Origin of the sequence: Citrobacter sp. A316 (assembly GCF_002042945.1) — a bacterium.
Lineage (GTDB): Bacteria > Pseudomonadota > Gammaproteobacteria > Enterobacterales > Enterobacteriaceae > Citrobacter > Citrobacter portucalensis.
In genome coordinates, this window is record NZ_MVFZ01000009.1 from 77540 (window position 1) to 90983 (window position 13444).

The window sequence follows — 13444 nt, forward strand, 5'->3', positions numbered from 1 at the left end:
TAAACAGGAGCCGTTAAGACATGCCTAATTTCTTTATCGATCGCCCAATATTTGCGTGGGTGATCGCCATTATCATCATGTTGGCAGGGGGGCTCGCGATCCTCAAATTGCCGGTAGCGCAATATCCGACTATTGCACCGCCAGCAGTGACGATCTCCGCGACCTACCCTGGCGCTGATGCCAAAACAGTACAGGATACTGTTACGCAGGTTATCGAACAGAATATGAACGGTATCGATAACCTGATGTACATGTCCTCTAACAGTGACTCCACGGGTACCGTGCAGATCACTCTAACCTTCCAGTCTGGTACTGATGCGGATATCGCGCAGGTACAGGTGCAGAACAAACTGCAGCTGGCCATGCCGTTGCTGCCTCAGGAAGTACAGCAGCAAGGGGTTAGCGTTGAGAAGTCATCCAGCAGCTTCCTGATGGTTGTCGGTGTTATCAACACCAACGGCACCATGACGCAGGAGGATATTTCCGACTACGTTGGCGCCAACATGAAGGATGCCATTAGCCGTACGTCAGGTGTGGGTGATGTTCAGCTGTTTGGTTCTCAGTACGCGATGCGTATCTGGATGGATCCGAATAAACTGAACAACTTCCAGCTGACGCCGGTTGATGTAATCAGCGCCATCAAAGCGCAGAACGCCCAGGTTGCTGCCGGTCAGTTAGGTGGTACGCCGCCGGTGAAAGGCCAGCAGCTTAACGCGTCAATCATCGCGCAAACCCGTCTGACCTCCGCTGATGAGTTCGGCAAAATTCTGCTGAAAGTGAATCAGGATGGTTCCCAGGTTCGTCTGCGTGACGTGGCGAAAGTGGAACTGGGCGGTGAAAACTACGACATCATTGCGAAGTTCAACGGTAAACCGGCATCCGGTCTGGGTATCAAGCTGGCGACAGGTGCTAACGCCCTGGATACAGCAAACGCTATCCGCGAAGAACTGAAGAAGATGGAGCCGTTCTTCCCGTCAGGTCTGAAGATCGTTTACCCGTATGACACCACGCCGTTCGTGAAAATCTCTATTCACGAAGTAGTGAAAACGCTGGCGGAAGCAATCATCCTCGTGTTCCTGGTAATGTATCTGTTCCTGCAGAACTTCCGCGCGACGCTGATTCCGACTATCGCCGTGCCGGTGGTGCTCTTGGGTACGTTTGCCGTCCTGGCGATTTTCGGCTTCTCGATAAACACGCTGACGATGTTCGGGATGGTGCTCGCCATCGGCCTGTTGGTGGATGACGCCATCGTTGTGGTCGAGAACGTTGAACGTGTAATGGCTGAAGAAGGGCTACCGCCGAAGGAAGCAACGCGTAAATCGATGGGCCAGATTCAGGGCGCACTGGTGGGTATCGCGATGGTACTGTCAGCGGTATTTATCCCAATGGCGTTCTTCGGGGGTTCTACCGGTGCAATTTACCGTCAGTTCTCCATCACCATTGTTTCCGCGATGGCACTGTCTGTACTGGTGGCATTGATTCTGACCCCGGCCCTGTGTGCGACCATGCTCAAACCGATTGCTAAAGGCGATCACGGAGAAGGCAAAAAAGGCTTCTTCGGCTGGTTTAACCGCATGTTCGATAAGAGCACGCATCATTACACCGATAGCGTGGGCGGTATTCTGCGCAGCACCGGTCGTTATCTGGCGCTGTATCTGATCATCGTCGTGGGCATGGCCTATCTGTTCGTTCGTCTGCCAAGTTCGTTCCTGCCAGATGAAGACCAGGGGGTATTCCTGTCTATGGCTCAGCTGCCAGCGGGTGCAACGCAAGAGCGTACCCAGAAGGTGCTGGACGAAATGACGGATTACTACCTGACCAAGGAAAAAGCGAACGTTGAATCGGTGTTTGCCGTTAACGGTTTCGGTTTTGCAGGTCGTGGTCAGAACACCGGTATCGCGTTCGTTTCTCTGAAAGACTGGAGTGAACGTCCAGGCGAAGAGAACAAGGTTGAGGCGATTACTCAACGTGCGATGGGCGCATTCTCGCAGATTAAAGACGCGATGGTCTTTGCCTTTAACCTGCCAGCTATTGTGGAGTTAGGGACCGCGACCGGTTTCGACTTCCAGTTGATTGACCAGGCAGGTTTGGGTCATGAGAAGTTGACTCAGGCGCGTAACCAACTGTTTGGTGAAGTTGCGAAGCATCCTGATCTGTTAGTCGGCGTACGTCCTAACGGTCTGGAAGATACCCCGCAGTTCAAGATCGATATCGATCAGGAAAAAGCGCAGGCTCTGGGTGTTTCCATTAGTGACATTAATACAACGCTGGGTGCAGCATGGGGCGGAAGCTACGTGAATGACTTCATCGACCGTGGTCGTGTGAAGAAAGTTTACGTCATGTCTGAAGCGAAATACCGTATGTTGCCGGAAGATATTGGAAACTGGTATGTCCGCGGCAGCGATGGACAGATGGTACCGTTCTCCGCCTTCTCTACTTCGCGTTGGGAATACGGCTCACCGCGTCTGGAACGCTATAACGGTCTGCCTTCCATGGAAATCTTAGGCCAGGCCGCTCCGGGTAAAAGTACCGGTGAAGCGATGGCCATGATGGAGCAACTGGCCAGCAAACTGCCATCCGGTATCGGTTATGACTGGACCGGTATGTCCTACCAGGAACGACTGTCCGGCAACCAGGCCCCTGCCCTGTATGCCATTTCACTGATCGTCGTGTTCTTGTGTCTGGCAGCGTTGTACGAGAGCTGGTCAATTCCGTTCTCCGTAATGCTGGTGGTACCGCTGGGTGTTATCGGTGCATTGCTGGCAGCAACGTTCCGCGGCCTGACCAACGACGTTTACTTCCAGGTAGGCCTGCTCACAACCATTGGGTTGTCGGCGAAGAACGCGATACTTATCGTCGAATTCGCCAAAGACTTGATGGATAAAGAGGGTAAGGGTCTGATTGAGGCGACGCTGGACGCAGTACGCATGCGTTTACGTCCAATCCTGATGACGTCACTGGCCTTTATTCTGGGCGTAATGCCGCTGGTCATCAGCTCCGGCGCAGGTTCCGGTGCGCAGAACGCCGTTGGTACTGGCGTAATGGGTGGGATGGTGACGGCAACCGTGTTGGCGATCTTCTTTGTTCCGGTGTTCTTTGTGGTGGTACGCCGCCGCTTTAGCCGCAAAAATGAAGATATTGAGCATAGCCACTCAGTAGAGCATCATTGATACATGTCTAAAGATAAGGCCGCGCAAGCGGCCTTTTTTCTGGAAAAATCATAAAAATCACTTATTGCCATTCCGTTTATTTTCTCTCGGGTAAATAAGCGATATAATCCTTGTAGCCTTAAAGGCTATTCTTAAAAAAACAGCGAGAGTTCTTATTTACTTTAATAAATATTAAGATTAATCCTATCCACTGGTTCACATTGTCGGTTGTTGCCTTTCGTTGCTAAACCTAAACAAGATAACCCGATGATTGCCCGAAGAATAAAGAATTTGTCCCATTTCGAATAGCGGCATTTATCTGTTAAAATGTAAAAATGACGTAGCATCATAATTTTACATAATTGTAATTTTTCGTGATATGACGATGAAATCTTTTTTAGAGTAGATTATAGTTAAATCATCAGGAGTCGCGGGCAAGTTCCAGGTAGTTGTTGTATCCATCCCGAAGGTGTTCGGTTAGTTTAAGCCACTAAGAAGGGGATGCGTTATGGATGAATACTCACCCAAAAGACATGATATCGCGCAGCTTAAATTTCTCTGCGAAACTCTGTATCATGACTGTCTTGCAAACCTTGAACAAAGTAACCATGGCTGGGTTAATGACCCTACCTCTGCAACCAGCTTGCAGCTCAATGAACTGATAGAGCATATTGCAACCTTCGCACTTAATTATAAAATTAAGTACAATGAGGACAATAAGCTGATCGCGCAGATAGATGAATACCTGGATGACACTTTTATGTTGTTCAGCAGTTATGGTATTAATACGCAGGATCTGCAGAAATGGCGGAAGTCAGGTAATCGACTGTTTCGCTGTTTTGTCAATGCCACCAGGGCTAATCCTGTTAGTTTGTCTTGTTAAAAATTATTACAATCATAGGTAAGAGTTATGTCCGATAAACCATTAACTAAAACAGATTATTTGATGCGCCTGCGACGTTGCCAGACAATTGATACGTTAGAGCGCGTTATTGAAAAAAATAAATATGAATTGTCCGACAACGAACTGGCTGTATTTTACTCAGCAGCAGATCATCGCCTTGCTGAATTGACCATGAATAAGCTTTACGACAAGATTCCAACTTCTGTTTGGAAATTCATTCGCTAATTGCACTCAAGGGTAAGTCAGGTATAGCGGTACAGTTGTCTGGCTAACCATTTTCGTATTTACAATGGTTATTTAATTCAAATCGCGTGACTATGATCACAGCAAAGAAGCGGGAACGTTCCCCTTTTTTGCATTACGTTTTACTGTGCTGAAATAACCATCAGTACACAGGGAATTCGTAATGCGTAATGAAAAGCAAAAAATGATCGCCGGCGAATACTATCGCCCGGCAGATGAAACGCTGCGCAGTGAACGGCTACGCGCTCGTCAGTTGATCCATCGCTACAATCTCACCGCTCCCGATGAAAAAAATGATCGTCAGGCAATCCTGCGTGATCTGTTAGGTCAGAGTGAGGGGGCCTATATCGAACCTTCTTTCCGTTGTGATTACGGTTATAACATCTATCTTGGTAAAGACTTTTACGCTAATTTCGACTGCGTTATGCTAGACGTCTGTCCAATTCATATTGGCGACAACTGCATGCTGGCACCTGGCGTTCATATCTATACCGCGACCCATCCGCTGGATGCTACCGAGCGCAACAGTGGCCTGGAGTTCGGAAAGCCCGTGACTATCGGCAACAATGTCTGGATAGGTGGCCGTGCAGTGATCAATCCCGGCGTCACGCTGGGCGATAACGTGGTTGTGGCATCAGGCGCAGTAGTCACTAAAAGCGTTCCGGCCAACACCGTGGTTGGGGGCAATCCCGCAAGGATCATCAAAACGCTGTGATCTTAAATGTAACTGTTATGCTAAATTGCGGTTAATCTGTTACTTTCTTCAAAGGGTATCCCCTTTTAAAATAGGGCGATCCCTCCTGAATTTTGCAGATATCACGAAGGCAAGAGATGACAGAAATACAGCGCCTGCTTACTGAAACAATCGACGATTTAAATATTCGCGAGAAGCGCGACAACAAACCGCGCTTTAGCATCAGCTTTATTCGCAAACACCCAGGGCTGTTTATCGGCATGTATGTTGCGTGGTTTGCCACGCTGGCGGTGATGCTACAATCAGAAACGTTAGTCGATTCAGTATGGCTGCTGGTGGTACTGTTCGTTGTACTCAACGGCTTTTTCTTTTTCGACGTTGCGCCACGATACCGCTTTGAAGACATCGACGTTCTGGATTTTAGAGTTTGCTATAACGGAGAATGGTACAACACGCGCTTTGTCCCCTCCTCACTCATCGATACTATCCTGCACTCACCGTCCGTGGATAGCGAACATAAAGCGCAACTGCAAAAGATGATATCGCGCAAAGGCGAACTCTCGTTTTACGATGTCTTTACGCTTACCCGCGCCCAGACCAGCCAGTAACAGCATCTCTGCATAAATAAAAAAAGTGCGTTCCTGCGAAGGCAACGCACTTTAATCCCTGAAATGCTGGCAAAGAAACTAACGTCTTTTTTTACGCCCCTGTACTGCTTTAAAGCGCGGATTCGTTTTGCAGATAACGTACAAACGCCCTTTGCGTTTTACTATCTGGCAGTCAGGATGGCGCTGTTTTGCGCTGCGAAGTGAATTGAGTACCTGCATTTTAACCCCGCTTAGCGCCAATAAAATGACCAAAACGTTTTTGGAAACGTGCTGCACTACCTTCATTATCAAAGGTTTTTTGTTTCCCGGTATAGTACGGATGCGATTTAGAAGAGATATCGAGGGTCACGTACGGGTACATTTCCCCCTCAAACTCAATTTCACGCTCAGTCTTGATGGTCGAACCGACCTTAAAGAATTCATTGGCACTGGTATCGTGAAACACCACGGTACGGTAAAAAGGATGAATATCCGGTTTCATGGCAACCTCAATTTGTTACGTTATAACATAACCAACAAAATACACCACTCTTGTACAAACCACAACCTGATTTACGCTACTGGGAGTTAAACGGGATGATAAGTGGCCGTAAATATATGATGCCAATCGAATAGCTTTTTGGGGTTTCGGATATACTTTCCCTACGCTGTGTAAATAAGGATATCACTGTGACAACACGACATCTGATAAGCCTGGTGACTGGGGTACTGTTCCTTTCTATCCTCGCGCCTGTAGGTTTAAGCCTGTGGCTGGCGCATCGTCAGGTCGAAACGAAATTTATCGATGAACTCGATATGTTCTCAACGCGAGTCGCATTACGTACGGAACGCGTAGGCGAGCAGGCGAAAAAAGCATTGCGCCATATTGAAGCATTTCAGGGGGTGCCTTGTAGTGAAGAGCATCTACTGGAAATGCGTCGTTTGTCATATAGCTACCGCTATATTCAGGAAGTGCTGTACCTCAAAGATAACGTTCCGCAATGCTCATCTCTGGAAAAAAGAAGCCAGGCTGACGCATTTCCACCCGCAATGAAAGTCACGCCTGATGGATATCGCGCATGGCTTACCACGCAAAATGATTTGGGCATCAAGCGCTTTATGGCAGCATTAGGGAGCGAACATTATATTGTGATGGTCGATCCGGGTTCTTTCATTGACGTCATCCCGTTTGGCTCATGGCCGATTGAAGTGACTATCATTGGCACCGTGCGCAACGTCGTGGTTGCCAGTAGCGCCGATCTGCCATCGGACGTTTTGCAGCATGTACAGCAAGAACGATCGATTACTCATTTTAAAAAAGATGGCAGCATTTATAACGCCCGCCCCTTTCCTGAGTTAGGCATCACGATCGTAACCTGGGCTTCCACCCTGCCATTGCAAAAAACCTGGCACCGGCAGGCACTGATCTGGCTCCCGGCAGGCATTCTTATCGGCTTGCTCACCGCCGCCTTTGTTTTGCGTATTTTGCGCCGCTTGCAGTCTCCCCATCACCAGTTACAGGACGCTATCCAGCATCGGGACATCAAAGTCCACTACCAACCAATTATCTCGCTCAAAACGGGGAAAGTTGTTGGGGCAGAGGCACTGGCTCGCTGGCAACAAGCCGACGGAAGCTATCTGTCGCCGGAAATCTTCGTCGCGCTGGCGCATGAAACCGGGATGACAGAGTCCCTCACCCGGTTGATCATTGAAAGCGTATTTGAAGATTTAGGCAAATGGCTGCGTCAGCACCCGGAGCAGCATATATCCATCAACCTTGAGTCAGCCGATCTGTCCTCCGAAACGCTTCCTGCCCTGTTAAGCCAGAAGGTGAACCACTGGCAACTTAAGCCTGCGCAAATCGCGCTGGAGCTAACTGAACGCGAATTTGCCGACCCGAAAAACAGCGCGCCGTTTATTGCCAAATACCGTCAGGCTGGTCATTCAATCTATATTGATGACTTTGGTACCGGCTATTCCAGCCTGAGTTATTTGCAGGATCTGGATGTAGACATCCTGAAGATAGACAAATCGTTCGTCGATGCGCTGGAGTACAACAACGTCACTCCGCATATCATCGAGATAGCGAAAACGCTGAAACTTGAAATGGTGGCGGAAGGTATCGAAACCGAGAATCAGGAAGCCTGGTTACGCAAGCACGGCGTGCAGTACGGTCAGGGCTGGCTTTACAGCAAAGCGCTGCCGAAAGCGGAATTTATTCTGTGGGCAGAAAAACGGCTTTAACATGGCTGTTGATGTTGAGATGGCTGGCGGCACGCCGCACAGCCAGTCACATCACTCTTCCATAATGGGCGCAAATCCCCCGTAGATCATTCGCTTGCCATCAAATGGCATAGATTCACCGAATTCCTTCATACGGGGATCGGACATCATCTTCTGATTCGCCGCGTCGCGGACCTCTTTGGAAGGGTATTCAATCCAGCTGAATACCACTTCTTCATGATCCTGCGCTTTCACCGCCATGCGAAAATCGGTCAATTTGCCGTCGGGGACATCATCTGCCCAGCACTCCACCACGCGCAATGCACCGAACTCCTTGAACAGCGGAGCTGCTTTTGCCGCCATCGCAATGTACGCCTCCTTGTTTTCAGCGGGTACGGCAACCACAAAGCCATCAACATACTTCATGAGAAAAACCTCCGAAGTGTACTGCACGGCAAGCCGATTCCGGCCGCGTCAGTCGAGGTTAAGTTTAGTCTCCAGCAGGCGATCGCGCCCCAGGCGTATTCTTGATGCGAATACGTGCCTGCGGCAGATGCCGAAACCACGGCAGGCAAAGCTGAATGAGCGGCCCGATAGCCAGGGCATACAGCACCGTACCAACCCCCACGGTTCCACCCAGCAGCCAACCGATAAGCAGTACCGACACTTCGATTGCGGTTCGAATCCACCGTACTGGCCAGCTGGTACGCGCGTGGATACCTGTCATCAGACCGTCACGCGGACCGGCGCCAAAACCGGCACCAATATACAGACTGGTTGCTAACGCATTCAGGATCACCGCTGACACCAACAGCCCGCTGCGCGCCAGCAGGGATTCAAATCCCGGAATCACCAGCAGCGCGACATCTGCCGCCAGCCCGATCATAATCACGTTGCTCAACGTGCCAAACCCTGGACGCTGGCGCAGCGGTATCCACGCCAGCAGCACCAACACACCCACGGCAATAATCACCACGCCGATATTCATCGACAATAAATTGGCTACACCCAGGTGAAACACGTTCCACGGATCGGCCCCTAAATCGGCACGGACAAACATCGCCGTCGACACACCGTACAGCGTCAGCCCGATAAACAGCTGAAGTAAACGACGCAGCATGCTTTTCCCCTCTCACTCTCAGATAACTTTCATCTTCACCGCAATTGGCACTATGATTAATGTCCAGTTTTCAAAAAGTGGACTGCTATGTCATCTCGCCGTTACGGAAGCCAGTCTTTGCAGCGCCTGCTCGGACACTGGCAGGAAAGTCCCTCGCGAACGCCCATCTGGCGACAGCTGGCAGAAGCGTTACGTCTGCTTATCCTCGATGGTCGGCTGGCGCTGGATAGCCGCTTACCGGGTGAACGCGAGCTCGCTGCCGCTTTGCAAGTGAGCCGAACTACCGTCGCCAGCGCTATGGCGCAACTGCGTGAAGAGGGATATCTGGAAAGCCGTCATGGTAGCGGCTCACGGGTGATCCTGCCGGAACATATTCGCCATGTGCCAACCCGGACCAGCACCGGCACAGCGCTTGATTTGTCCACTGCGGCGCTAAGTGCCGGACCCGAAATTCATCAGGCTTACCAGCAGGCGCTGTTTGCTATGCCACAGCATTTACTTAGCTCCGGGTATTTGCCACAGGGACTGTCGGTTTTGCGTGAATCTATCGCCCGGCATTATTGTGAACGCGGACTCCCGACGCAGCCCGATGAAATCATGGTTGTAAACGGCGCTGTCAGTGGGCTGGCGCTGATCCTGCGCTTACTCACCGGCCCCGGCGATCGCGTAGTGGTCGATCACCCCACTTATCCGCTGGCGATTGCCGCGATTCAAGGCGCATCCTGTCGCCCCGTCGGCGTGTCACTGCCCGAACACGGTTGGGATACGGCAGGTCTTGTCGCTACCCTTGCGCAAACTGCACCGAGAATGGCCTATCTGATGCCGGACTTTCACAACCCGACCGGGCGTTGCATGGACGTTGCAACTCGCCAGGTCGTGGCGGATATTGCCGAACGAACCCACACTACCGTAGTGGTCGATGAAACGATGGTGAACCTGTGGTATGACGCCCCACCGCCGCCACCACTTGCCGCATTCAATCGCGACGCGCCGATCATTCTGTTGGGTTCGGCCGGGAAAAGTTTTTGGGGAGGATTGCGTCTGGGCTGGATCCGGGCGTCGGCGCGAACCATTGCGGCGCTGGTACAAACCCGCGACACCTTCGATTTAGGCTCCCCGGTGCTTGAACAACTCGCCACCAGTTGGCTGCTGGATAACGCCGACGACTTTCTTCCTGACAGAAGATGCCAGCTCACATCGCAGCGCGATCTGTGCTCAGACCTGATGAAAGCACATTTCCCGGAATGGCAGTTTACCCAGCCGCAGGGAGGACTCTCTTTCTGGGTTGAACTGCCCGATACGCTGGCAACGCTATTCGCTACGCGCGCCGAAAGCGCAGGCATTCAGTTGGGAACCGGTACGCGTTTCGGTCTTGATGGTGCATTTGACCGCTTTTTGCGTATGCCCTTCGCGTTACCGGATGACACAGCGCGTGCCGCCTTCCGGGTGTTGCAACCCATTTGGGATAACCTGCGTTTGCAGGCCAGCAGCGGGAAAATACGTAAAATAATCTAAACGACGAGTCAAAGGACTCGTCTTTGAATGCCGTGATGGACGAGGATGTCCCGGCAATATTACCGCTGAGGAGGAACCGGAAACCCCTTCAGAGAAATCACGAAATCCTCACCGTCTTTCTTAATTTTTGCCCCGGCATCACACCAGTCGGAGGCAATACGGAAGAACTCATCGCTGCCGACGTTCCAGCTCAGACGAACATGTTTCACATAACCGGAGCGCAGCATTTCACAGGCTTCGCCATAATTACAGGCGGTTGAGAGCGGTTGTTGTTTCATTTTTTCTTCTTCAGTAGTCTTCGCAATGCTTTGATTTCTTTAGGAGTCAGTGCTTCAACCACGGATTCTTCCGTATGCTGGCTATCGATATCCTCAGCGGAGACTCCCGCCTCTTCAACGGCGGAAAACGCGATCAGCAGTAGTTTTTCCGTCGCGATACTTAAATTTTCGTTATGCACTTCAGCGTAATGGCGAAGCTTTTCTTTTAGCGCCTCATCTATTTTGACATTCAATACAGCGGTCGACATCGTAGAAAATCCTTGTGGTCAGCCAAAACACACCGAATGTAAGACCCCGTCGTTACAGTGCGATGGCGGCGGCAAAAGCATCAAATAACATCCCCGAAACACATTGACAGCATTTGATGACAATAAAATGACAATACGATGACAAAGAAAAGAAGATAAGCAGAGGGGAAATTGCCGGGCGGCAGAATTGGGTGGGGGCCCTGCCAGCTACATCCCGGCACACACGTCATCTGCCTTGGCTGCTTCCTTCCGGACCTGACCTGGTAAACAGAGTAGTGTTGCGGGAGAACCAACAGAGCCCCCATTGAGAGCGTTGTTAACCAACGCGCAGGCGCATTATCACTGCTGCACCCTGTAATTGCAACCCATCCAGCATCGGATGCTGTTTTCTTGTGCAATGCGGCTTCACTCCCTCACCATTCGGCATTATGCTGGAGGATTAGCGCAGGAATAAATAATGGATATACAAGACACTTTCCCCCAACGCGTCTGGCAAATCGTCGCGTCAATCCCCGAAGGTTTCGTCACCACGTATGGCGATGTTGCCAGACTTGCCGGTTCGCCGCGTGCTGCACGCCAGGTCGGCGGCGTGCTTAAGCTCCTCCCCGAAGGCAGCACTTTGCCCTGGCATCGGGTGGTTAATCGTCATGGTGCCATTTCGCTGACCGGCCCCGACCTGCAACGACAGCGTCAGGCTTTGCTGGCAGAAGGAATAGTTGTTTCAGGGAGCGGGCAGATAGATTTACAGCGTTATCGCTGGGTGTACTAACCCTCCCCAGGTGGAGAGGGTTACGACTGCCTTAATACTGCGTGGGAGCAGGAACGGCAGAAGAGGGATTTACCTGGGTTGGTGACGTTGACGGCACCGTGGTGGTTGCCCCACCGCTGGCCTGAACCGGTACTGCCGTTTGCTGTACAGGGACCAGCGTCAGATCGGTTTTCGTACCACCCTGATTAATGACCGTCTGAACGGTATCAGTAATAAAGACCAGTTTGTCATTAACCGTAATTGCCGCACTCAGCAGAATACGGGCGTTAGGCTGAATATCTGCCGGGTTAAACGGTAATACGAAGCTGAATGGCGCCTGTTTACCCTCAGTACGGACCGCTTTTTGCGACAGTACTTTTGACGGCGCATCGGCCAGCGACGCATCCGACAGCGTAACGGTCAGCACCGCATCGGGTGGCAAGGCCACTTTTTGGCGGATCCATACTGTACCGGAAACATTGGGCTGCTGAATTTTAGACTGTGTGTCAGCAATTGACGTATTAGGGCTTGGCGCAGGTGTCTGAATATCCGCGCTTTTATCAGCACAAGCCGCCAGAGCGACCGCAACCGCTAAACCACTTACCATGTGCACGAGTTTCATTAAATTCTCCTTATCATCTATGCACCAGCGAGAACTTTCCTCGCCAGAAGAGTGGTTAACAAAAACATAACGTGACTAAGTGTGGCACAAGACAGCTGCTTTTGCCTGTAATAGGCCTTTAATTCAGACAATTGCACCCATCGGACCACTTTCAAAATTGCGTTATACTCTGCCTACCTCGCTGCGAGAACGATATAACCTGGAGAGCACGTATGAGTCTGGCGCTGAAAAATTTGCTGACATTGTTAAATCTGGAAAAAATTGAAGAAGGACTCTTTCGGGGCCAAAGTGAAGACTTAGGGTTGCGTCAGGTTTTTGGGGGACAGGTTGTCGGTCAGGCGCTGTATGCCGCCAAAGAAACAGTACCGGAAGAGCGTCTGGTCCACTCTTTTCACAGCTACTTTTTACGCCCCGGCGATAGCCAAAAGCCCATCATCTATGATGTGGAAGTCCTGCGTGATGGTAACAGCTTCAGCGCGCGCCGCGTTGCCGCAATCCAGAATGGTAAACCCATTTTTTACATGACCGCCTCTTTCCAGGCGCCGGAAGACGGATTTGAACATCAGAAAACCATGCCGGATGCACCGGGTCCCGATGAGCTGAAATCAGAAACAGAAATTGCCCGCTCAGTGGCGCATTTACTGCCGCCGCTGTTGAAAGAAAAATTTATCAACGATCGTCCATTGGAAGTGCGCCCGGTTGAGTTTCACAACCCCTTAAAAGGTCACGTCGCACCTCCGTCGCGCCAGGTATGGATCCGCGCTAACGGTGAACTGCAGGACGATCTGCGCGTCCATCAATATCTGCTGGGTTATGCCTCAGACCTGAACTTCCTGCCTGTTGCGCTGCAGCCGTACGGGATTGGTTTTCTGGAAAAAGGGATTCAGATCGCCACCATTGACCACTCCATGTGGTTCCACCGTCCGTTCAATATTAATGAGTGGCTGTTGTATAACGTCGAGAGCACTTCGGCATCCGGTGCCCGGGGTTTTGTACGCGGAGAGTTTTATACCCAGGACGGCGTACTGGTCGCCTCTACCGTGCAGGAAGGGGTGATGCGTAATCGCAATTGAGAATTACCGGATGGTGGCGCAAAAGCGTTGCCATCCGGCA

The 13444-nt window shown here is 51.0% G+C and carries 15 protein-coding genes, 1 other RNA gene and 1 pseudogene; 9 read left to right on the plus strand and 8 right to left on the minus strand.

Translation table 11 applies throughout. The features are described from left to right. The first annotated feature begins 20 nt into the window (after positions 1–20). The 5 genes from acrB to BZK41_RS12705 all read left to right on the plus strand — a co-directional run bounded on the left by acrB (position 21) and on the right by BZK41_RS12705 (position 5598). On the plus strand, positions 21–3170 hold the full coding sequence (gene acrB, locus BZK41_RS12685) for an efflux RND transporter permease AcrB (RefSeq protein WP_003021736.1): 3150 nt from the start codon (positions 21–23) through the stop codon (positions 3168–3170). A 487-nt stretch (positions 3171–3657) separates the two neighbouring features. Next, positions 3658–4032 carry an Hha toxicity modulator TomB gene (gene tomB / locus BZK41_RS12690; protein ID WP_003021733.1) on the plus strand — a complete coding sequence of 125 codons (375 nt, stop codon included), beginning with the start codon at positions 3658–3660 and terminating at the stop codon, positions 4030–4032. A gap of 27 nt (positions 4033–4059) precedes the next feature. After that, on the plus strand, positions 4060–4278 hold the full coding sequence (locus BZK41_RS12695) for an HHA domain-containing protein (protein ID WP_002892050.1): 219 nt from the start codon (positions 4060–4062) through the stop codon (positions 4276–4278). 181 nt (positions 4279–4459) lie between these two features. After that, positions 4460–5011, plus strand: a complete 552-nt coding sequence (gene maa / locus BZK41_RS12700) for a maltose O-acetyltransferase (protein ID WP_079938359.1) — start codon at positions 4460–4462, stop codon at positions 5009–5011. A gap of 116 nt (positions 5012–5127) precedes the next feature. Beyond that, the gene (locus tag BZK41_RS12705) at positions 5128–5598 is read left to right on the plus strand and encodes a YlaC family protein (protein ID WP_020996574.1); all 471 of its coding nucleotides are present in this window, start codon (positions 5128–5130) and stop codon (positions 5596–5598) included. A 78-nt stretch (positions 5599–5676) separates the two neighbouring features. On the opposite strand, the gene ykgO is transcribed toward BZK41_RS12705, so the two are convergent. Then, positions 5677–5817, minus strand: coding sequence for a type B 50S ribosomal protein L36 (gene ykgO / locus BZK41_RS12710; protein WP_005125190.1), 141 nt, complete (start codon positions 5815–5817; stop codon positions 5677–5679). 1 nt (position 5818) lies between these two features. Further along, entirely contained in the window at positions 5819–6079 is a 261-nt protein-coding gene (locus BZK41_RS12715) for a type B 50S ribosomal protein L31 (RefSeq protein ID WP_079938360.1), read from the minus strand. 188 nt (positions 6080–6267) lie between these two features. Here BZK41_RS12715 and BZK41_RS12720 point away from each other — a divergent pair, with 188 nt between their 5' ends. After that, positions 6268–7821 (plus strand): EAL domain-containing protein, encoded by a 1554-nt coding sequence (locus tag BZK41_RS12720; protein ID WP_079938361.1) that lies wholly within the window; start codon positions 6268–6270, stop codon positions 7819–7821. Positions 7822–7872: 51 nt separating this feature from the next. Here BZK41_RS12720 and BZK41_RS12725 read toward each other — a convergent pair whose 3' ends face one another. Beyond that, complete coding sequence (locus BZK41_RS12725) at positions 7873–8226, minus strand: DUF1428 family protein (RefSeq protein WP_003831033.1); 354 nt, start codon at positions 8224–8226, stop codon at positions 7873–7875. Between the two features lie 64 nt (positions 8227–8290). Continuing rightward, complete coding sequence (locus BZK41_RS12730; protein WP_079938362.1) at positions 8291–8920, minus strand: YitT family protein; 630 nt, start codon at positions 8918–8920, stop codon at positions 8291–8293. Positions 8921–9007: 87 nt separating this feature from the next. On the opposite strand from BZK41_RS12730, the gene BZK41_RS12735 reads away from it, so the two are divergent. Next, positions 9008–10435, plus strand: coding sequence for a PLP-dependent aminotransferase family protein (locus tag BZK41_RS12735; protein ID WP_079938363.1), 1428 nt, complete (start codon positions 9008–9010; stop codon positions 10433–10435). Positions 10436–10494: 59 nt separating this feature from the next. On the opposite strand, the gene BZK41_RS12740 is transcribed toward BZK41_RS12735, so the two are convergent. The 3 genes from BZK41_RS12740 to ffs all read right to left on the minus strand — a co-directional run bounded on the left by BZK41_RS12740 (position 10495) and on the right by ffs (position 11256). After that, positions 10495–10713: a hypothetical protein gene (locus BZK41_RS12740; protein ID WP_079938364.1), complete on the minus strand. Its 219-nt coding sequence runs from the start codon at positions 10711–10713 to the stop codon at positions 10495–10497. Continuing rightward, positions 10710–10961 carry a hypothetical protein gene (locus BZK41_RS12745; protein WP_043015410.1) on the minus strand — a complete coding sequence of 84 codons (252 nt, stop codon included), beginning with the start codon at positions 10959–10961 and terminating at the stop codon, positions 10710–10712. The genes BZK41_RS12740 and BZK41_RS12745 overlap by 4 nt, the downstream gene beginning before the upstream one ends. Positions 10962–11159: 198 nt before the next feature. After that, an RNA gene (gene ffs, locus BZK41_RS12750) (signal recognition particle sRNA small type) lies at positions 11160–11256 on the minus strand. A gap of 150 nt (positions 11257–11406) precedes the next feature. On the opposite strand from ffs, the pseudogene BZK41_RS12755 reads away from it, so the two are divergent. Further along, positions 11407–11730: pseudogene (locus BZK41_RS12755) on the plus strand (MGMT family protein); the annotation flags it as partial. A 31-nt stretch (positions 11731–11761) separates the two neighbouring features. Here the strand turns inward: BZK41_RS12755 and BZK41_RS12760 are convergent. Further along, positions 11762–12331, minus strand: a complete 570-nt coding sequence (locus BZK41_RS12760) for a YbaY family lipoprotein (protein WP_079938366.1) — start codon at positions 12329–12331, stop codon at positions 11762–11764. 212 nt (positions 12332–12543) lie between these two features. Here BZK41_RS12760 and tesB point away from each other — a divergent pair, with 212 nt between their 5' ends. After that, complete coding sequence (gene tesB, locus BZK41_RS12765; protein WP_079938367.1) at positions 12544–13404, plus strand: acyl-CoA thioesterase II; 861 nt, start codon at positions 12544–12546, stop codon at positions 13402–13404. Positions 13405–13444 lie beyond the last annotated feature (40 nt).

Coding starts and splice junctions, on each gene's coding strand:
- tomB (WP_003021733.1), top strand. CDS start 3,658: ATGGATGAATACTCACCCAAAAGACATGATATCGCGCAGCTTAAATTT.
- BZK41_RS12745 (WP_043015410.1), bottom strand. CDS start 10,961: ATGTCGACCGCTGTATTGAATGTCAAAATAGATGAGGCGCTAAAAGAA.
- ykgO (WP_005125190.1), bottom strand. CDS start 5,817: ATGCAGGTACTCAATTCACTTCGCAGCGCAAAACAGCGCCATCCTGAC.
- BZK41_RS12730 (WP_079938362.1), bottom strand. CDS start 8,920: ATGCTGCGTCGTTTACTTCAGCTGTTTATCGGGCTGACGCTGTACGGT.
- acrB (WP_003021736.1), top strand. CDS start 21: ATGCCTAATTTCTTTATCGATCGCCCAATATTTGCGTGGGTGATCGCC.
- BZK41_RS12735 (WP_079938363.1), top strand. CDS start 9,008: ATGTCATCTCGCCGTTACGGAAGCCAGTCTTTGCAGCGCCTGCTCGGA.
- BZK41_RS12760 (WP_079938366.1), bottom strand. CDS start 12,331: ATGAAACTCGTGCACATGGTAAGTGGTTTAGCGGTTGCGGTCGCTCTG.
- BZK41_RS12740 (WP_079938364.1), bottom strand. CDS start 10,713: ATGAAACAACAACCGCTCTCAACCGCCTGTAATTATGGCGAAGCCTGT.
- tesB (WP_079938367.1), top strand. CDS start 12,544: ATGAGTCTGGCGCTGAAAAATTTGCTGACATTGTTAAATCTGGAAAAA.
- BZK41_RS12725 (WP_003831033.1), bottom strand. CDS start 8,226: ATGAAGTATGTTGATGGCTTTGTGGTTGCCGTACCCGCTGAAAACAAG.
- BZK41_RS12695 (WP_002892050.1), top strand. CDS start 4,060: ATGTCCGATAAACCATTAACTAAAACAGATTATTTGATGCGCCTGCGA.
- BZK41_RS12705 (WP_020996574.1), top strand. CDS start 5,128: ATGACAGAAATACAGCGCCTGCTTACTGAAACAATCGACGATTTAAAT.
- maa (WP_079938359.1), top strand. CDS start 4,460: ATGCGTAATGAAAAGCAAAAAATGATCGCCGGCGAATACTATCGCCCG.
- BZK41_RS12715 (WP_079938360.1), bottom strand. CDS start 6,079: ATGAAACCGGATATTCATCCTTTTTACCGTACCGTGGTGTTTCACGAT.